Genomic DNA, 18,357 nt, shown 5'->3' on the forward strand with positions numbered 1-18,357 from the left:
GGGCCGCCGACGCGCGGGAACTGCGAGGTCTCGCCGGGGCCGTTGGCGAACTGACCGGGCTGCGCGAACTGACCGGTGTCGCCGCGCCCGCCCTGCTCGGGCTGGGCGAACTGGCCCGTGTCGCCGCGCCCGTCGTGGCCGGGCTGGGTGTATTCACCGGTGTCGTTACGGCCGCCCTGACCGGGCCGCGAGTACTCGCCGGTGTCGGCGGGGCCGCCGACGCGCGGGAACTGCGAGGTCTCGCCGGGGCCGTTGGCGAACTGACCGGGCTGCGCGAACTGACCGGTGTCGCCGCGCCCGCCCTGGTCGGGCTGCGCGAACTGGCCCGTGTCGCCGCGTCCGCCTTGTTCGGGCTGGGCGAACTGGCCCGTGTCGTTGCGCCCGTCGCGGCCGGGCCGGCCGTATTCGCCGGTGTCGGCGGGGCCGCCGATGCGCGGGAACTGTGCCGTGTCGCCGGGACCGTTTCCGCCCTGACCGGGCTGACCGCCCGGACCTGGCTGCGCGAACTGGCCGGTGGCGTTGCGTCCGCCCTGGTTGGGCTGGGCGAACTGGCCGGTGTCACCGGAGCCACCGCGCCCGGGCTGGGCGAACTCGCCCGTGTCGCCGCGGCCTGCCGGCGGGGCGCCGGCGCCGTCCGTACCGCCCGGCGCGCGGTTGCCCGGACGGCCGAAGGCGGACGGGGAGTCCACGTCCTCATGGCCGCGCGGGCTGTCCTGCCGGCCGCGCGGGGAGCCGTCTTCGCCGAGGGGCCAGTCGTCCACGGGGGACGAGCCGGAGCCCTGGCCGCTGTCGCTGCCCCAACTCGTCGCGGGCTGCCGGGAGCCGCGGCCGGTGAGGCCCTCGGCGGGGCCGCCGGACAGCTCGCCCGCGGGGCCGCGGGGCGGGAGCTGCGGCCGACGCGCGCGGTCGCCCGAAGAGGGGGCGCCGGTCGGCGGGGCGACCGAGGGGCCGGGGGCCTTGCCGCGCGGCTGGATCGCCGGGCGCCCGTCGGGGCGGGTGCTCATCCGGTCCGTACCGGAGGGGCGCGGGGCGCCGTTGTCGAAGAGGCTGGCGCCGCCCGACGGGGGCGCGGCCGGGGCCAGGCCCGCGCCGACGGGACGGGTCGGCAGACCGCTCTCGGTAGTGCTGGGACGGCCGGACTGGTCGCCGGGGCCGGCTCCTTGGCCGCCCTGACCACCCTGGCCGGGTCGGCCGGGCTGACCGCCCTGGCCTCCCTGACCGGCGGGTCCGCCCTTGCCCGGCAGTGCCGGACGCGGTCCCGGGCCCGGCACCTGGCGGCGAGGCGGCGCGGAGTCGACGAGGCCGGGGGCCGCGTTGCCGCCGCTGACGCCGGGCGTGGAAGCGCCGGGCGCGTTGCTCGGCACCGGCTTCTTGCCGCCCTGGGCGACGTCGACCGGCAGCATGACGAGCGCGGTGGTGCCGCCCGAGTCGGACGGCCGCAGCTGGATGCGGATGCCGTGGCGCAGGGAGAGGCGGCCGACCACGAAGAGGCCCATGCGCCGGGAGACGGACACGTCCACCGTCGGCGGGCTGGCGAGCCGCTCGTTGATCGCGGCGAGGTCTTCGGGGGAGAGCCCGATGCCCGTGTCGTGGATCTCGACGAGCACCCGCCCGTCGGGCAGCGCGTGACCGGTGACCTTGACCTTGGTCTGCGGGGACGAGAACGACGTCGCGTTCTCCAGCAGCTCGGCGAGGAGGTGCACGAGGTCGTTGACGACCCGGCCGGCGACCTCGGTCGGCGGCACCCCGCTGAGTTCGATGCGCTCGTACTGCTCCACCTCGGACGCGGCGGCGCGCAGCACGTCGACGAGGGGGACGGGCCGGGTCCAGCGGCGGCCCGGCTCCTCGCCCGCGAGGACGAGGAGGTTTTCGCCGTTCCGGCGCATACGGGTCGCGAGGTGGTCCAGCTTGAAGAGCGAGGAGAGCTGGTCCGGGTCGGCCTCGCGGCTCTCCAGCTCGGAGATGAGCGAGAGCTGGCGCTGGATGAGGCCCTGGCTGCGGCGCGAGAGGTTGGTGAACATCGCGTTGACGTTGCCCCGCAGCATGGCCTGCTCGGAGGCGAGGCGGACGGCCTCGCGGTGCACGTCGTCGAAGGCCGCGGCCACCTTGCCGATCTCGTCGCGGCTGTGCACGCCGACGGACTCGACGGAGGTGTCCACGTCCTGCGGGTCGATCTCGGAGAGCTGCTTGACCAACTCGGGCAGCCGCTCCTGGGCGACCGTCTGCGCGGTGTCCTGGAGCCGGCGCAGCGAGCGCACCATGGAGCGCGCCACGACGAACGCGCCGACCAGCGAGATGCCCAGCACCAGCACGATCAGCGCACTGTTGAGGATCGCGTCCTGCTGCGCGTCGGCGCGCAGCTCGCGCGCCTTCTGGTCCATCTGCGTCAGCAGCGTCTGCTCGATCTTGGACATCTCTTCGAGCTTGACGCTGTCCTGGTCGTACCAGTCCTGGTAGGACGTCTTCTCGGACTTGATGCCGTCCTGCTTGGTGAGCCAGCGCTCCGCGTTGGCGTTTGCGGAGGTGATCTCGGTCTGGCCGCCGTTGAGCGCCCGCATCAGTTCGTCGATGTCACCGGACTGGATCGCGGTGAAGCGGCGCAGCGACTCGTCCTCGCTGTCCAGGGCCGACTTGCCGTACTGGCGGTCGTTCTCGGAGAGGAACGGGTGCTTGGGGTTGGCGAGCGCGGCACTGATCACGGCGCGCTGGATGGACGCGTACTCCTTGGCGGAGGAGAACGTGGCGAGCGCGCGGGTGCTCGTGATCATCTCGGGGTTGCTGGTCGCCTGCGCCATGTCCTGGGAGAGCGACAGCAGCGAGGTGATCAGCGCGTCGTAGTTGCCGACGGTCCGGGAGATGTACTCCTTGTCGCCGTACGCGTCCGCACGGATGTCCTTGATCTTGTCGAGCTGCTTGGAGATATCGACGAGCGTGGTCCGGACACCGACCATCGACGGGTCTTCGGGCTTGACGCTGTCCGTGGCCTGCTTGAACGCCTGGACGGCGCGGTCGGTGCTCAGCCGCGGCGAGATGACGCCCTGGTCGTCCTTCTTCTCCCCGGCGGTCAGCGGGCCGGCCGACTTGTCCCGCTCCTCCTGGAGCGCGCCGGCGAGCCGGGTGGCCTGCTGCGTCATCTCGGTGAGCAGCTGCATGTGGTCGAGCTGGTCGATCTTCTCCAGCGAGTCCTGGATACGCAGCGCGCCCAGGGTCGTCGCGGCGACCACGGGGAGGGCCAGCAGGGAGACCAGACGGGTACTGATGCGCCAGTTGCGCAGGGCAACGCGTGGGCCGGGGCCGGTCTGCTTCTTCGCCTTCGGCCGCTCGGACGGCTCGCCGCCACTGGGCGCGTCGGCAGCCGCACCGGCAGCTCCGCGGTCGGTCGAACCGCGTGGCTCCGGCTCCGCCGCGGCGTTGCCATCTCTCTTGAAACGTCCCTGCACTAGCGTCGCAACCTCTGGACCAGGCGTCCCTCCGCGAGCGGCGGAACGGTGTCGAGTCGTGGGGGACCGCGCGGCCCCCCATGGCGGTCGTGAGTTCCGGCGCGCCACCCCTCATTCCGACCGCCGCTTCGGCGCTGTTCTGCGCCCATCGCGCGCCGGATGATTCGTACGGCGGTCCGTGGAATTCCAGCACAGTGCAGGATCTCCAACAAGAGCAGCAGTCGTGCAGGCGATGTGAGTAACGCTATGTGCGGTGCATGTCACCAGGTGTGCAAAGTCGCGTCCGCGATTTCGGACTTATGGGTACGAATCTCTCGTACGTAAAGGGTGTCCCGGTACCGGCGATCACGATCGGAACGTCTGGTTCGGTGGTGCAATGTCTGTTTTGCGGGGGTGGAAGTGCTGCCACTTATGGGGCTTTTGTCATAGAGCTCGTGAGGAAACTCACACGCCCGGCGTGACTTTCCTCGCGGATCAGTGGGGATAGGGGTGCCTAGCCTTGACGTTTACACAGGCAACGGAAACGACAACCGCGAGGCGGCCCCAGTGAAGAAGACGATGATGTTCCGGAACATAGCCAACCCGCGCCGCACGACCCTCGCGCACCTCAAGGACGCCGAGGAGCTGCTGACGCCGGCGCCGGAGGCACCGGAGCACTCCGTCGAACTGCCCGCGCAGACGGCCAACCCGCGCCGCACCACGCTGGCGAACGCGCCCAAGGTCTGAGTCGTCCGAGGGCCGAGGTGCCGGAAGGCCGGGGCGTCCAAGGGCCGGGGTGCTCAAGAGCTGAGGCGTTCGGGAACCGGGGAGTCCGGGAACCGGGGCGCGTATGAATACCGGGCCGACGAGGGCAGCCGCCGCGACTCGCACCCGCCACGCCCGCCGCACGCGCCCTAGTCGTCGCATCCGGCCCCCTCGCCGCATCCGCCACGGAGGCCCTCCACCGGAAAGTGGCCGGAGCCCCGCCGCGCCCCGCGTTAGCCTGGAGCGTCAGTCTCCGGCCGGCGGATGGCCAGCGGATTCAGTGCAGTGAAAGTGAAGGGGTAGCGGCTTCCCGTGCGCATCGCCAGGTTCTCCATCGACGGCAACGTCGCCTTCGGCGTCGTAGAAGGAGATGTCGAAGAAGCCAAGGCAGGGACCGCCGACGGCGGCCCGGTCCTCGACATCATCAAGGGACACCCCTTCGCCGAGTTCGAACGCTCCGGCCAGAAGGTCCCGCTGAGCAAGGTCCGGCTGCTGCCGCCCGTACTCCCCAACAAGGTCGTCGCGTTCGGCCGCAACTACGCCGAGCACGCGACCGAGCTGGGCAACGCCGTCCCCGACGCGCCCTTCGCCTTCTTCAAGCCGTCCACCTCGGTGATCGGCCCCGGCGACCCCATCGCGTACCCCTCCTTCTCCGAGGAGGTGCACCACGAGGCCGAGCTGGCCGTGGTCATCGGCCGCATGTGCCGCGAGGTGCCGCGGGAGCGCGTCAAGGACGTCATCCTCGGCTACACCTGCGCCAACGACATCACCGCGCGTGATGTCCAGAAGCGCGAGAAGCAGTGGGCGCGGGCCAAGGGCTTCGACACCTCCTGCCCGCTGGGCCCGTGGGTGGAGACCGAACTGGATCCGTCGGACCTCGGGATCATGTGCACCGTCAACGGCGAACAGCGCCAGCTGGGCCGCACGGGCGAGATGATCCACTCCATCGAGGACCTGATCGTGAACATCACCGAGGCGATGACGCTGCTCCCCGGCGACGTCGTCCTCACCGGCACCCCGGCGGGTGTCGGACCCATCGGTGTCGGCGACGAGGTCGCCGTCACCATCGAAGGCATCGGCACTCTCACCAATAAGGTGATCAAGCGTGGTTAGCGCAACCCCCTCTTCCGTGCGTGTTCGTTTCTGTCCCTCGCCGACCGGCAACCCCCACGTGGGCCTGGTCCGCACCGCCCTGTTCAACTGGGCGTTCGCGCGCCACCACAAGGGCACCCTGGTCTTCCGCATCGAGGACACCGACGCGGCCCGCGACTCCGAGGAGTCGTACGAGCAGTTGCTCGGCGCGATGCGCTGGCTGGGCTTCGACTGGGACGAGGGCCCCGAGGTCGGCGGCCCGCACGAGCCGTACCGCCAGTCGCAGCGGATGGACATCTACCGCGACGTCGCGCAGCGGCTCAAGGACGCCGGCCACGCCTACGACTGCTACTGCACCACCGAGGAGCTCGACGCGCGCCGCGAGGCGGCCCGCGCCGCCGGCAGGCCGTCCGGTTACGACGGCGCGTGCCGCGACCTGAGCGCCGAGCAGAAGGCCGCGTACGAGGCCGAGGGCCGCAGCCACATCGTCCGCTTCCGGATGCCGGACGAGACGATCACCTTCACGGACCTGGTCCGCGGCGAGCTGACCTTCACCCCGGAGAACGTGCCGGACTACGGGATCGTAAGGGCCAACGGCGCGCCCCTCTACACCCTCGTCAACCCGGTCGACGACGCGCTGATGGAGATCACGCACGTGCTGCGCGGCGAGGACCTGCTGTCCTCGACCCCACGCCAGGTCGCGCTCTACAAGGCGCTGACCGAGCTGGGCATCGCGAAGACGACGCCGGAGTTCGGGCACCTCCCGTACGTCATGGGCGAGGGCAACAAGAAGCTCTCCAAGCGTGACCCGCAGGCGTCCCTGAACCTCTACCGCGAGCGCGGCTTCCTGCCGGAGGGGCTGCTCAACTACCTCTCCCTGCTCGGCTGGTCCTTCTCCGCCGACCAGGACGTCTTCTCGGTCGAGGAGATGGTGGCGAAGTTCGAGATCGAGGACGTCAACGCCAATCCGGCCCGCTTCGACCTGAAGAAGGCGGAGGCGATCAACGCCGACCACATCCGGCAGCTGGATCCGGCGGCCTTCGCCGCGGCCTGCGCCCCGTGGCTGGAGGCCCCGCACGCCAACTGGGCGCCCGAGGACTTCGACCAGACCGCCTGGGAAGCCATCGCGCCGTACGCGCAGACGCGGGTCACAGTCCTGTCCGACATCACCGCCAACGTCGACTTCCTCTTCCGGGACACCCCGGTCGAGGACGAGGCGTCCTGGAACAAGGCGATGAAGGAAGGCTCCGACGCCCTGCTCCGCACGGCCCGCGCCAAGCTCGCTGACGCGGACTGGAGCAGCGCGGACGCCCTCAAGGAGGCCGTCCTGGCCGCCGGCGAGGAGCACGGCCTCAAGCTCGGCAAGGCCCAGGCCCCGGTCCGCGTAGCGGTAACCGGCCGCACCGTCGGCCTCCCCCTCTTCGAGTCCCTCCAGATCCTCGGCCGCGACCGCACGCTCCCGCGCATCGACGCGGCCCTGGCCAAGCTCACGGCCTGACCTCGTGCACGTAGGGCCCGGAAGCCGAACCGGCTTCCGGGCCCTACGTACGTACGGGGACTGGCATCAGAGCGCCACCAGATCGACGACGTTGATGACGACGTGCCGGTTGGAGACCACATAGGTGATGAAGCCGCCGGTGAAGTCCGCCGACCAGCTGTTGTCCCGGTTGCTCCTCGCGGGCGGGTCGAACGGATTGCGGCTCAGACGCTTTTCGAGCCCCTCCAAAGCGGAGCGCTGCGGTGAGGTCAGAGCCGCCTTGCGCTGAGCCGCCCGGTCCGCGTACCTGATCTCATACGCACTCACAGACACCTGCCCGTGCCGATCGGGTTGTTCTCGGCGTCGTAGGCGTTGCCCTCCGCGTCCCGGAAGACCATGCCTTCCGTGTCCCCCTCCGCCATGCGCTTGACGGTCTGTTCCACATCGTCCAGATATCCCGGAGTGGCACAGGCGCAGGCAAAGGGAATCCACTTGTCCAGCACATCGTCCAGCGCCGCCTGGTCGAAGTCAGCGGCCGCACTGAGCCACTCCTGCTCGAACCCCTGCAACCAGTCGGGCCGCCGCTCCAGCGCCGTACGGATGGCTTCCGGCGTTCTCTCACAAGAGTCCGGGTCGACTTCGCGGGCCATGATCGGCGACCTCCGGCGAATGAGGGGCAGGGGACAGGGGTGCCCACCGTAGAGGCGCGCGCCTCCCGGCCGCACCCGGGACGCGCGGTGATACGAGCGTGAGCGCCCGCGACCGCCCTCGCCCGATGGTTCACTCAACGCGACCACTCGCGTACGCGACCGGACCGGCCCAGCCGGGGCGCGGTCGCTTCGACCAGCTCTTGGATAAGAGGAGCAGAGATGAACAGTTGGGCCTGGCAGAAGTCCTCCTATAGCAACCAAGGCGCCAACTGCGTCAACATCGCCGCCGCCCCGGACGGCACCGTCCGCCTCCGGGAGAGCGACGCCCCCGATGCCGTCCTGTCCGTAGCGCCCGACGCTCTGCGAGGGTTCTTCGTCGCGGTCAAGAAGGATCGGCTGGGCGGTCGCGCGGACGGGCGGGGCCGGTAGCGTCGGGGGTATGCCGATTCGTGCTGTCCTCTGGGACGTCGACGACACCATCTTCGACTACGCCACGGCCGACCGCACCGGAGTGCTGGAGCACCTGCGGGCCGAGGGGCTGCTGGGCGGGGGCGAGGCGGAGGAAGTGGTGTTGGGGCGGTGGTGGGAGGTCACCGAGATTTACTGGGCGCGGCTCGCGGCCAAGGAAGTGGATTTCGAGGGGCAGCGCAGGGGGCGGGTGCGGGCGTTTTTGGGGGAGGAGGCCAGTGATGCCGAGGCGGATGCGTGGTTCGCGCGTTATCTGAGGCATTACGAGGCCGCGTGGGCGCTGTTTCCGGATGCCGTGCCGGCGCTCGACGGGCTCACCCCCGGATATCGGCATGGCGTGCTGTCGAATTCCCGGGCCAGCAATCAGGACCGCAAACTGCGCGTACTCGGGGTGCGCGACCGGTTCGAGGTGCTGGTCTGCGCCCACGACCTGGGGATCAGCAAACCGGAGGCCGGTGCGTTCATCGCGGCGTGCGAGGCGCTCGGGCTGGAGCCCGGGGAGGTCGCGTACGTGGGGGACAAGATCGATATTGATGCGTGCGGGGCCCGGGACGCCGGGCTCACCGGGATCTGGCTGGATCGCGGGGGCGCCCCCGGTGCCGCCCCCGGCGGGCTGCCGGCCGGGGTGACCGGGGTGCATCGCATCACCGGTCTCGACCAGCTCTCCGGCCTCCTGCGGGGCGATACCCGTTTTGGAGCGCCGACGTCGATCGGGTAATGTTCTTCCTGCGCCGCCCGAGCGGGCCGAGAGGCCGGAGCGGAAAGCGCAAGCCAAGCAAGGCCCTTCAGGGGGTTGTGTTTTGGTGGGCTATGGTGTAATTGGCAGCACGACGGTTTCTGGTTCCGTTAGTCTAGGTTCGAGTCCTGGTAGCCCAGCAAGAGATCGTTATTATTGGGTCTCTTGATTCAGCAGTGCAAGCCCCCGTTGTGTAGCGGCCTAGCACGCCGCCCTCTCAAGGCGGTAGCGCCGGTTCGAATCCGGTCGGGGGTACAGATCCTTTCTTTCCGTCACCTTCGGGTCGCTCCCGGATGTGACGATGCGAGGATCGCTAGGGCCCCCGTTGTGTAGCGGCCTAGCACGCCGCCCTCTCAAGGCGGTAGCGCCGGTTCGAATCCGGTCGGGGGTACTGGTCTATACCATGGGCTATGGTGTAATTGGCAGCACGAGGGTTTCTGGTTCCCTTAGTCTAGGTTCGAGTCCTGGTAGCCCAGCTTCAGAGCGTCGAAATCGGACATCTGAAAACACGCGGACGCGAGTCCGCACGCTAGCCCCCGTTGTGTAGCGGCCTAGCACGCCGCCCTCTCAAGGCGGTAGCGCCGGTTCGAATCCGGTCGGGGGTACGCAATCGAGACGCCCTCCGCGCAAGCGGGGGGCTTTTCCACGTGCACCTTCCGCTGCGCGTGTGCCGCGCTCGATAATTCACGCATGGCCCAAGCCGACGGTGTGCGCCGCAGGGTCCCCGTGGGGAAGCTGCGCCCCGGCGATCACGCCTGCCTGCTCTTCGCCTCGGAGGAGGAGCGGGCCTGCGTCCTGCGGGGTTTCCTGATCGGCGGACTGCGCGCCACCCACAAGATCCTCTACCTGGCCGGCCATGACGGGCCGCACAGCGCCGGCGAACTGATGGGGCGTCACCAAATCTCCGAGTCCGCGATCGGCGCCGGCGGTCAGGTAGAGATCGTGGACGCCGCCCAACCCTGCCCGGACGACAGGCAGTTGGACCTCGACATGATGCTCGGCCGGCTGCGCAAGGCCTGCGACCGCGCCCGCTCGCAGGGCTACCGCACCCTGCGCATCGCGGGCGACCCGGGCGGTGCGCCCTATGACGCGTACGACCTCGGACGGCTGCTGCGCTACGAGGCGCTGCTGGCAGGGGAGTTCCGGACCAGGGACACGCTCACCGTGTGCCAGTACGATCTGCGCCGCTGCGACGACGAGGCGGCGGACGCCGTCGAGTCGGCCCACCCCTGGAGCGTCGAAGTGGACCCCCTCGTACAGACCGCGGAGTTGGTCATCGTCCGTACGTACCGCCCGCAAGGGCTGCGCATCGAGGGCGTGGTGGACGCCGCCGCGCACCGGCACATCAGGGAGGCCCTGCAGACGGTCGCCGCCGTACGGGGCGACGTCCGGCTGGAGATGTCCCGGGTGGAGTTCCTCGACCTTGGCGGGCTGCGGCTGCTGATGGCCTTCGCGCGCGCCCGCGCCGCCCGCCACTACTGCGTGGAGCTGACGGGGCTGATGCCGCACCTGCTCCAGGTCATCACGCTCATCGGCTGGGACAGCACCCCCGGCCTCAGACTGGCGGCCACCCATGCCTGCTGACCTCGGCGCTGCCGACGGTTTCACCCACCACGCCTGCCTCTACGGCTCGGACGACGAATTCCTGGCGATGGCGGTGCCGTTCGCCGAGCGCGGACTGGCGGCGGGGGAGCCGGTGCTGGCCGCGACCACGGCCGCCAACCTCGCCTCGCTGCGCGCCGCGCTCGGCGGACGGGCGTACGCGCTGGACACCGCCGAGACCGCCTTCTTCGGCCGCCGCCCAGTGGAACGGGTCTCCGCCTTCCTCCGCTACCACGCGCGCCGCGCGGTGCCGGGCCGCCGGCTGCGGATGCTCGCCGAGCCCGTGTGGAGCGGGAAGTCCGCCCGCCAGGTCGCCGAGTGGCAGCGGATGGAGGCCGGGCTCAATGTGCTGCTGGCGGACCTGCCGGTATGGATGATCTGCCCGTACGACACCCGAGCCGTGCCGGACCAGGTGGTGTCGGCCGCGCGGGCCACCCACCCGGGGCTGATGGACGGCGCACGGCTGCTGCCGTGCGCCGAATACGTCGCGCCCAAGGAGTACGCGGCGTCCGTCGCGCCCGATCTGCCGCCCCCGCCGGCCGGCGCGCCGGGGATCGCGCTGACCTCCGACGCCCCCGCCGTCCGCCGGTTCGCCCGTGAACGCGCGGCGGCGGCCGGACTGTCCGGCCCCCGTCTCGCGCTCGCCGAACTCGCCGTCCACGAGGCCGCGGGCTATCTGCTGGCCGCGCGAGGAGCCCGCGTCTCGCTCCGGATGTGGACGGAACCGGGCGCCCTGGCCTGCGAACTGCTGCGGCGCGCACCGGACGGCGCGCCGCCGCCCGTTTTCGTGGGCTTCCACCCGCCCGGCGCCGCCCCGGACGCCGCGGACGGCCTCTGGCTCGCGCGCAGCCTGTGCGAGTACATGGAGATCCGGGGCGACGGGCCGTGGGTCCGTATCACCCTGCACATCGCGGGTCCGCGGGACGCCGAGCGCCTGTGACGTGCCCCGGGGGCGGGAGTCATGGGGCACGCCGCCTCCGTAGCCGCGGCCGGTGCGGGGCTCAGCCCGTGCGGCGAAGGGCCTCGCTGAGCCGGGCCGCCGCGTCGATGACGGCCTGGGCGTGCATCCGGCCCGGGTGGCGGGTCAGGCGCTCGATGGGTCCGGATACCGAGACGGCGGCGACCACGCGGTTGGACGGGCCGCGGACCGGCGCGGAGACCGAGGCGACGCCCGGCTCGCGCTCGCCGATGGACTGGGCCCAGCCCCGGCGGCGTACGCCCGAGAGCGCGGTCGCCGTGAAGCGCGCGCCCTGCAGCCCGCGGTGCAGCCGCTCCGGCTCCTCCCAGGCCATGAGCACCTGGGCCGCCGAACCCGCCTTCATCGGCAGCGTCGAGCCGACCGGCACCGTGTCCCGCAGTCCGGACAGCCGTTCCGCGGCCGCCACGCAGATCCGCATCTCGCCCTGCCGGCGGTAGAGCTGGGCGCTCTCGCCCGTCACGTCCCGCAGGTGGGTGAGGACCGGGCCCGCCGTCGCCAGCAACCGGTCCTCGCCCGCCGCCGCGGCGAGTTCGCTCAGCCGCGGGCCGAGGATGAACCGGCCCTGCATGTCCCTGGCCACCATCCGGTGGTGTTCGAGGGCCACCGCGAGGCGGTGCGCCGTGGGGCGCGCGAGGCCGGTCGCCGCGACCAGTCCGGCAAGAGTGGCCGGGCCCGACTCCAGAGCGCTCAGTACCAGAGCCGCCTTGTCGAGAACGCCGACGCCGCTAGAGTTGTCCATGAAACGATACTCGCGTCTCACACTGTGAAACGCAAGTTCAATTTTCTCGGAGAAGCGCGAACCTGGTCGACAGCACCCCGCAGACATACGAGTTGGGTCGGCGGCGACGTCGGCCGGAGGGACAGCGATGGGACGGACACTGGCGGAGAAGGTATGGGACGACCATGTCGTCACGCGCGCCGAGGGCGAGCCCGACCTCCTCTTCATCGATCTCCACCTGCTGCACGAGGTGACCAGCCCGCAGGCGTTCGACGGCCTCCGCAAGGAGGGCCGCACGGTCCGCCGCACGGACCTCACCCTCGCAACGGAGGACCACAACACCCCCACGCTCGACATCGACAAGCCGATCGCGGACCCCGTCTCCCGCACCCAGTTGGAGACGCTGCGCAAGAACTGCGCGGAGTTCGGCGTGCGGCTGCACCCGCTCGGCGACGTCGAGCAGGGCGTCGTCCACGTGGTGGGCCCCCAGCTCGGCCTCACCCAGCCCGGCACCACCGTGGTCTGCGGCGACAGCCACACCTCCACGCACGGCGCGTTCGGCGCGCTCGCGTTCGGCATCGGCACCAGCCAGGTCGAGCACGTGCTGGCCACCCAGACGCTGCCGCTGGCGCCCTTCCGGACCATGGCGATCACGGTCGAGGGCGAGCTGCCCGACGACGTCACCGCCAAGGACCTGATCCTCGCCGTCATCGCCCGCATCGGCACGGGCGGCGGCCAGGGCTATGTCATCGAGTACCGCGGCCCCGCCATCGAGAAGCTCTCGATGGAGTCCCGGATGACGATCTGCAACATGTCGATCGAGGCGGGCGCCCGGGCCGGCATGATCGCCCCGGACGCGACCACCTTCGCGTACCTGAAGGGCCGCGCGCACGCCCCGCAGGGCGCCGACTGGGACGCGGCGGTCGAGTACTGGAAGACGCTGCGCACCGACGACGACGCAGTCTTCGACCACGAGGTGGTCATCGACGCCGCCGAACTCGCGCCGTTCGTCACCTGGGGGACCAACCCCGGGCAGGGCGCGCCGCTGTCGGCCCGCGTCCCCGACCCCGGTTCGTACGATGACGCTTCGGAGCGGTTCGCCGCCGAAAAGGCCCTGGAATACATGGGTTTGACGGCTGGTCAGGCGCTGCGGGACATCACCGTGGACACCGTCTTCGTAGGTTCATGCACCAACGGCCGGATCGAGGACCTGCGCGCCGCGGCCGCCGTGCTGGACGGCCGCCGCATCGCCGACGACGTCCGCATGCTGGTCGTGCCGGGCTCCGTACGGGTCTCGCTGCAGGCCGTGGCGGAGGGGCTGGACAAGGTGTTCACCGCCGCCGGGGCCGAATGGCGGCACGCCGGATGCTCGATGTGCCTGGGCATGAACCCGGACCAGCTCGCCCCCGGCGAGCGCTCCGCGTCCACCTCCAACCGCAACTTCGAGGGCAGGCAGGGCAAGGGCGGACGCACCCATCTGGTCTCCCCGGGGGTCGCCGCCGCCACCGCGGTGCTCGGCCATCTGGCCTCGCCCGCCGATCTGTCCGACGTCCCGACTCTCGTGGAGGCCTGAGCACCATGGAAGCTTTCACCACGCACACCGGCCGGGCCGTGCCGCTGCGCCGCGGCAACGTGGACACCGACCAGATCATTCCCGCGCACTGGCTGAAGAAGGTCACCCGCGACGGCTTCGAGGACGGGCTCTTCGAGGCCTGGCGCAAGGACCCGGAGTTCATTCTCAACCGGCCCGAGCGCGCGGGCGCCTCGGTTCTGGTGGCCGGCCCCGACTTCGGCACCGGCTCCTCCCGCGAGCACGCCGTCTGGGCGCTCCAGAACTACGGCTTCCAGGCCGTCGTCTCCTCCCGCTTCGCCGACATCTTCCGCGGCAACTCGCTGAAGAACGGTCTGCTGACCGTCGTGCTCCCGCAGGAGACGGTCGAGCTGCTGTGGAAGCTCATCGAGGAGGACCCCGCCGCGGAGGTCACCGTGGACCTCGTCGCCCGCCAGGTGAGGGCCGAAGGCATCACGGCTGATTTTGCGCTTGACGAGAACGCACGTTGGAGGCTGCTGGAGGGGCTGGACGACATCGGCCTGACCCTGCGGCAGAGCGCCGAAATCGCGGCGTACGAAGGGAAGCGGCCCTCTTTCAAGCCCTCCACGACCGTCGTCTGAGGCCCTTGCCGGGACCCCGATTTCCGCTGTTCACCCGGCGTTTGACATGATGCGCCCCCTGTCTTCGGACAGGGGGCGCATCGGTTTGTTGAGGCCCCGTGAAGCGACAACTCGCCTCAGATGGCACAATCGGTGCATGGAACGCGACAGCCAACTCAAGCTCTACGGGCTCGTTGCCGACCAACTAAAGGAAGCGCACACAAGGGTGCGCACACTGCAAGTCCCGGAGGGCGTACGGATGGCGCTGTCCCGGAAGCTGCTGGCCATCACGGCCGCGGCGAAGCACGATCTCTCAGGCGCGGCAAAGCGTCTGGACCGGTTGATGAACGACCTCGACGAGGGCCGTTTCCCCCCAGAACGCGACACCGACGGAACTCGATGATGGTCGAGTTCGTTGCGGCACAAGGGTGATTAGACCGTTTCGTGTTTGATTTGCGGTATATATCTGCCTAACGTGCGAAAAGGCTGGAACGCATTCGTTCCAGCAATGTCTCCGAAGGGGAAGACGTGAACAAGGCGCAGCTCGTTGAAGCGATTGCCGACAAGGTAGGCGGCCGCCAGCAGGCCGCAGACGCTGTCGACGCGGTACTCGACGCGATCGTCCGTGCAGTTGTCTCCGGCGACCGGGTCTCGGTCACCGGTTTCGGCTCGTTCGAGAAGGTCGACCGTCCGGCCCGGTACGCCCGTAACCCGCAGACGGGTGAGCGGGTGCGGGTCAAGAAGACCTCCGTGCCCCGCTTCCGCGCGGGTCAGGGCTTCAAGGACCTCGTGAGCGGCTCGAAGAAGCTCCCGAAGAACGACGTGGCCGTCAAGAAGGCCCCCAAGGGCAGCCTCTCGGGCGGTTCTTCCACCCGTACGACCGCCAAGGCCGCGGCCAAGAAGGCCACCGCCAAGAAGGCGACGGCGAAGAAGACCACCGCGAAGAAGACCACCGCGACGGCCGCCAAGAAGACCACGGCGACCGCTAAGAAGGCGGCGACCAAGGCGACCGCGAAGAAGGCGGCGCCCGCCAAGAAGGCCACGGCCACCAAGGCCGCCGCCAAGAAGGCCACGCCGGCGAAGAAGGCGGCGACGGTCAAGAAGGCGACCGCGAAGAAGACCGCGCCCGCCAAGAAGGCCACGGCGACCAAGGCTCCGGCGCGCAAGACCACCGCGCGCAAGACCACCGCCAAGAAGGCCACTGCCAAGAAGAAGTAAGGGCGGCGACAGCCAAGAGCGTCCCGCGCCGGGCCGGTCTCCCTCCGGGGAGACCGGCCCGCGGCGTGCGCTCGGACACGCCCGAAAGGGCCCGGGGACGCGCGGGCCTGACGGACGTACGTCTCAGAAGGCCTTACGTCTCAGAAGGTCTGGAGCGTCACCAACGTCACCCGGCGCCCGTCGGCGGCCGGCGCCTTCCCGGAACCCGTCCCAGGGCCTTCCGGGGAGCCCTTCGCGGCGCCCTCAGCGGACCCCTTTTCCGGGGCCGCTTCCGATTCCGCGGACGCGACCTCGATCCGCACCCGCTGCCCCGGACGCAGCAGCCGCAGCCCGCCCGCGTCGAACGCCGCCGCGTCGAACGGCAGCGGCGTGCCGTCGTCCAGGAGGACGCTCCCGCTGCGGGTCTCGAAGTCGTATGTGTACGCGGTGGCCTGCATAGGACAAAGCTTAGAGCCTGGGGCCGACACCGGCGTGTGCCCCGCCCTAATCGGCAATCAGCAGGCCCGCCGCGGCCTCGGTGGTACGGGCTCCCGCGCCCAGCGCCAGGGCGGCCCGCAAATCCTGCGGCGTATCCACGTCCTGACGTACCGAATCGACTCCGTCGAGCAGGATCTCTCTCGCCCCGGACGCCCGGTGCCGGGCCCGCGAGAGCCCTTCGAAAGCCGGCGCCAACAACACTCCGGGAGCGGCCGAGAGCAATGTGGTCCCGATTCCCGCGGCATCCGCGAGAAATGCGCGCGGAAACGCGGCGGCCGCGTTCAGTACCCGGGTCAGCTCATCCGGCCGCAAGGCGGGAAGATCCGCGTTGAGCGTCACCACCCCGGATTCCGGGGCCCACGCCCGTACGGCGTCCGCGCCATGGGCGAGGGCCGCGTTCAGGCCGCCGCCCGGCGGCTCCGGCACGATCCGCGCGCCGAGATCCGCCAGTTTCGGGGCGGCCAGCGGATCGTCCGTGACGACCGCCACACCGGCCACCGGCCGCGCGGCCAGCGCGGCGGCCACCGTGTCGAGGGCGAACGCGAGCGCGAGAGCGGGCCGGAGGCCGTCTCCCCTTGTCCCAGCGGCCCCGGAGAGGCGGCTTTTGGCCTGCGCCAGGGATTTCAGCGGCACCACTACGGTCCAGACCACACCCGCTCCGTCTCTTCGCATCGACCTCATTGTCACCTGCTGCCGCAGTCGCCCGGAGAGCGCGGGGTTACCGTGTTCTCGACAGACCGGGTACCTGGGGCCACACTTGTGCGGCCCCCGGGATCGCAGCAGACCCGCTCCATCCCAGGTCCAAAGAGAAGGGTGTCCGAGTGTCCCGCCACAGAATCGGCTTCTGGTACCGCTTTACGGCGGTGTTGGCGAAACCGCCGCTCGTGGTTCTGTTCAAGCGGGACTGGCGCGGAATGGAGCACATTCCCGCGGACGGTGGCTTTATCACCGCGGTCAACCACAACTCGTATCTGGACCCGCTGTCCTATGCGCACTTCCAGTACAACACCGGCCGCGTGCCGCGCTTCCTCGCCAAGTCGGGCCTCTTCAAGACGACCTTCGTGGGCACGCTGCTGCGCGGCACCGGCCAGATTCCCGTCTACCGCCAGTCGACCGATGCCGCAGTCGCCTTCCGCGCCGCCGTCGCGGCCATCGAGAGCGGCGAGTGCGTGGCCTTCTACCCCGAGGGCACGCTGACCCGCGACCCGAAGCTGTGGCCCATGCAGGGCAAGACCGGCGCCGCCCGCGTCGCGCTGCTGACCAAGGCGCCCGTCATCCCCGTGGCGCAATGGGGCGCCCACGAGGCCATGCCGCCGTACGCCAAGGAGAAGAAGTTCCGGTTCTTCCCCCGCAAGACGCTCAAGGTGCTGGCCGGCCCGCCCGTGGACCTCTCCGAGTACTACGGGCAGGATCCGACCGCCGACGTGCTGCGCCAGGCGACCGACACCATCATGGCCGCCATCACCGAACTCCTCGCCGAGCTCCGCCAGGAGCCCGCGCCCGCGGAGCCGTACGACCACAAGCAGGCGCGCGCCGAAGCCCGCCGCAAGGCCCAGCATGCCAAGGAGAACGACGAGTGACGCGCTGCGCCGTATACGGCACCGGATCCTGGGGCACCGCCTTCGCCATGGTGCTCGCCGACGCGGGCTGCGAGGTGACGATGTGGGCCCGCCGCGCCGACGTCGTCGAGGCCGTCAACACCGGCCGCAGCAACCCCGACTACCTCCCCGGGGTCCGGCTCCCGGATGCCGTACGGGCCACCACCGACCCCGCGGTCGCCGCCCGCGGCGCGGAGTTCGCCGTCCTCACCGTGCCCTCCCAGACGCTGCGCGAGAACCTCTCCCAGTGGTCCCCGCTGCTGGCCCCCGACACCGTCCTCGTCTCCCTGATGAAGGGCGTGGAGCTCGGCACCGCCAAGCGGATGAGCGAGGTCATCCAGGAGGTCGGCAACGCCGCCCCGGAGCGGGTCGCGGTGATCACCGGCCCCAACCTCGCCAAGGAGATCGCCGCCCGGCAGCCCGCCGCCGCCGTCGTCGCCTGCCCCGACGAGTCGGTCGCCCAGCGGCTCCAGGCCGCCTGCCACACCCCGTACTTCCGCCCGTACACCAACACGGACGTGGTCGGCTGCGAGCTCGGCGGCGCGGTCAAGAACGTCATCGCCCTCGCCGTGGGCATCGCCGACGGCATGGGCCTCGGCGACAACGCCAAGGCGTCCCTCATCACCCGAGGCCTCGCCGAAACCACCCGGCTGGGACTGGCGATGGGCGCCGACGCGCAGACCTTCGCCGGCCTCGCGGGCATGGGCGACCTCGTCGCCACCTGCTCCTCCCCGCTCTCCCGCAACCACACCTTCGGCACCAACCTCGGCCGCGGCATGACGCTGGAGGAGACCATCGCGGTCACCAAGCAGACCGCGGAGGGCGTCAAGTCCTGCGAGTCCGTGCTGGATCTGGGCCGCCGCCACGACGTCGACATGCCGATCACCGAAACGGTCGTCGGCATCGTCCACGAGGGCAAGCCGCCGCTCGTCGCGCTCAAGGAGCTGATGTCCCGCTCCGCCAAGGCCGAGCGGCACTGACGAGCGGTTCGTCAACAGGTAGTCTCG

At 70.5% G+C, this 18,357-nt stretch carries 19 protein-coding genes and 5 tRNA genes; 18 read left to right on the forward strand and 6 right to left on the reverse strand.

What is annotated here, in order from left to right:
* Positions 1-3,440, reverse strand: a 3,440-nt coding sequence (locus AB0I22_RS29850) for a nitrate- and nitrite sensing domain-containing protein (protein ID WP_363134065.1), incomplete at its 3' end; no start/stop codon positions are given.
* A 546-nt stretch (positions 3,441-3,986) separates the two neighbouring features.
* Here AB0I22_RS29850 and AB0I22_RS29855 point away from each other — a divergent pair.
* The 3 genes from AB0I22_RS29855 (at position 3,987) to gltX (ending at position 6,774) form a co-directional block, all read left to right on the forward strand.
* Entirely contained in the window at positions 3,987-4,166 is a 180-nt protein-coding gene (locus tag AB0I22_RS29855; RefSeq protein ID WP_363134066.1) for a hypothetical protein, read from the forward strand.
* 330 nt (positions 4,167-4,496) lie between these two features.
* Positions 4,497-5,297, forward strand: coding sequence for a fumarylacetoacetate hydrolase family protein (locus tag AB0I22_RS29860; RefSeq protein WP_363134067.1), 801 nt, complete (start codon positions 4,497-4,499; stop codon positions 5,295-5,297).
* Positions 5,290-6,774 carry a glutamate--tRNA ligase gene (gltX, locus tag AB0I22_RS29865; protein WP_363134068.1) on the forward strand — a complete coding sequence of 495 codons (1,485 nt, stop codon included), beginning with the start codon at positions 5,290-5,292 and terminating at the stop codon, positions 6,772-6,774. The genes AB0I22_RS29860 and gltX overlap by 8 nt, the downstream gene beginning before the upstream one ends.
* A 66-nt stretch (positions 6,775-6,840) precedes the next feature.
* On the opposite strand, the gene AB0I22_RS29870 is transcribed toward gltX, so the two are convergent.
* A complete protein-coding gene (locus tag AB0I22_RS29870) occupies positions 6,841-7,080 on the reverse strand; it encodes a hypothetical protein (protein WP_363134069.1) in 240 nt (79 codons plus the stop codon).
* A complete protein-coding gene (locus AB0I22_RS29875; protein ID WP_363134070.1) occupies positions 7,077-7,403 on the reverse strand; it encodes a DUF6247 family protein in 327 nt (108 codons plus the stop codon). Before AB0I22_RS29875 ends, AB0I22_RS29870 begins: the two co-directional genes overlap by 4 nt.
* 219 nt (positions 7,404-7,622) lie before the next feature.
* Here AB0I22_RS29875 and AB0I22_RS29880 point away from each other — a divergent pair, with 219 nt between their 5' ends.
* The 9 genes from AB0I22_RS29880 (at position 7,623) to AB0I22_RS29920 (ending at position 11,149) form a co-directional block, all read left to right on the forward strand.
* Complete coding sequence (locus AB0I22_RS29880) at positions 7,623-7,832, forward strand: DUF397 domain-containing protein (RefSeq protein ID WP_363134071.1); 210 nt, start codon at positions 7,623-7,625, stop codon at positions 7,830-7,832.
* A gap of 10 nt (positions 7,833-7,842) precedes the next feature.
* Positions 7,843-8,589, forward strand: coding sequence for an HAD family hydrolase (locus tag AB0I22_RS29885; protein WP_363134072.1), 747 nt, complete (start codon positions 7,843-7,845; stop codon positions 8,587-8,589).
* An 86-nt stretch (positions 8,590-8,675) separates the two neighbouring features.
* Positions 8,676-8,747: transfer RNA gene (locus AB0I22_RS29890), tRNA-Gln, on the forward strand.
* A 42-nt stretch (positions 8,748-8,789) separates the two neighbouring features.
* Positions 8,790-8,862, forward strand: a tRNA-Glu gene (locus tag AB0I22_RS29895).
* A 63-nt stretch (positions 8,863-8,925) separates the two neighbouring features.
* A tRNA-Glu gene (locus AB0I22_RS29900) sits at positions 8,926-8,998 on the forward strand.
* 13 nt (positions 8,999-9,011) lie between these two features.
* Positions 9,012-9,083: transfer RNA gene (locus AB0I22_RS29905), tRNA-Gln, on the forward strand.
* Positions 9,084-9,139: 56 nt separating this feature from the next.
* Positions 9,140-9,212, forward strand: a tRNA-Glu gene (locus tag AB0I22_RS29910).
* 85 nt (positions 9,213-9,297) lie between these two features.
* Positions 9,298-10,191: an MEDS domain-containing protein gene (locus AB0I22_RS29915; protein ID WP_363134073.1), complete on the forward strand. Its 894-nt coding sequence runs from the start codon at positions 9,298-9,300 to the stop codon at positions 10,189-10,191.
* Entirely contained in the window at positions 10,181-11,149 is a 969-nt protein-coding gene (locus AB0I22_RS29920; protein WP_363134074.1) for an MEDS domain-containing protein, read from the forward strand. The genes AB0I22_RS29915 and AB0I22_RS29920 overlap by 11 nt, the downstream gene beginning before the upstream one ends.
* 61 nt (positions 11,150-11,210) lie before the next feature.
* On the opposite strand, the gene ndgR is transcribed toward AB0I22_RS29920, so the two are convergent.
* Positions 11,211-11,927, reverse strand: coding sequence for an IclR family transcriptional regulator NdgR (gene ndgR / locus AB0I22_RS29925; protein ID WP_363134075.1), 717 nt, complete (start codon positions 11,925-11,927; stop codon positions 11,211-11,213).
* 127 nt (positions 11,928-12,054) lie between these two features.
* On the opposite strand from ndgR, the gene leuC reads away from it, so the two are divergent.
* From leuC to AB0I22_RS29945, 4 genes are all read left to right on the forward strand, one after another.
* Entirely contained in the window at positions 12,055-13,479 is a 1,425-nt protein-coding gene (leuC, locus tag AB0I22_RS29930) for a 3-isopropylmalate dehydratase large subunit (protein WP_363134076.1), read from the forward strand.
* A 5-nt stretch (positions 13,480-13,484) separates the two neighbouring features.
* Positions 13,485-14,078, forward strand: coding sequence for a 3-isopropylmalate dehydratase small subunit (leuD, locus tag AB0I22_RS29935; protein WP_363134077.1), 594 nt, complete (start codon positions 13,485-13,487; stop codon positions 14,076-14,078).
* 136 nt (positions 14,079-14,214) lie between these two features.
* Positions 14,215-14,460, forward strand: a complete 246-nt coding sequence (locus AB0I22_RS29940) for a hypothetical protein (RefSeq protein WP_363134078.1) — start codon at positions 14,215-14,217, stop codon at positions 14,458-14,460.
* 125 nt (positions 14,461-14,585) lie between these two features.
* Positions 14,586-15,275, forward strand: a complete 690-nt coding sequence (locus AB0I22_RS29945; protein WP_363134079.1) for an HU family DNA-binding protein — start codon at positions 14,586-14,588, stop codon at positions 15,273-15,275.
* A 140-nt stretch (positions 15,276-15,415) separates the two neighbouring features.
* Here AB0I22_RS29945 and AB0I22_RS29950 read toward each other — a convergent pair whose 3' ends face one another.
* Positions 15,416-15,712: a hypothetical protein gene (locus AB0I22_RS29950; RefSeq protein ID WP_363134164.1), complete on the reverse strand. Its 297-nt coding sequence runs from the start codon at positions 15,710-15,712 to the stop codon at positions 15,416-15,418.
* A gap of 46 nt (positions 15,713-15,758) precedes the next feature.
* Complete coding sequence (gene cofC, locus AB0I22_RS29955; RefSeq protein ID WP_363134154.1) at positions 15,759-16,403, reverse strand: 2-phospho-L-lactate guanylyltransferase; 645 nt, start codon at positions 16,401-16,403, stop codon at positions 15,759-15,761.
* A 170-nt stretch (positions 16,404-16,573) separates the two neighbouring features.
* Between cofC and AB0I22_RS29960 the strand changes: the two genes are divergently transcribed.
* The gene (locus AB0I22_RS29960) at positions 16,574-17,332 is read left to right on the forward strand and encodes a lysophospholipid acyltransferase family protein (RefSeq protein WP_363134080.1); all 759 of its coding nucleotides are present in this window, start codon (positions 16,574-16,576) and stop codon (positions 17,330-17,332) included.
* Positions 17,329-18,330, forward strand: coding sequence for an NAD(P)H-dependent glycerol-3-phosphate dehydrogenase (locus AB0I22_RS29965; RefSeq protein ID WP_363134081.1), 1,002 nt, complete (start codon positions 17,329-17,331; stop codon positions 18,328-18,330). The genes AB0I22_RS29960 and AB0I22_RS29965 overlap by 4 nt, the downstream gene beginning before the upstream one ends.
* Positions 18,331-18,357 lie beyond the last annotated feature (27 nt).

The organism is Streptomyces sp. NPDC050610, assembly GCF_040654875.1.
Classification (GTDB): domain Bacteria; phylum Actinomycetota; class Actinomycetes; order Streptomycetales; family Streptomycetaceae; genus Streptomyces.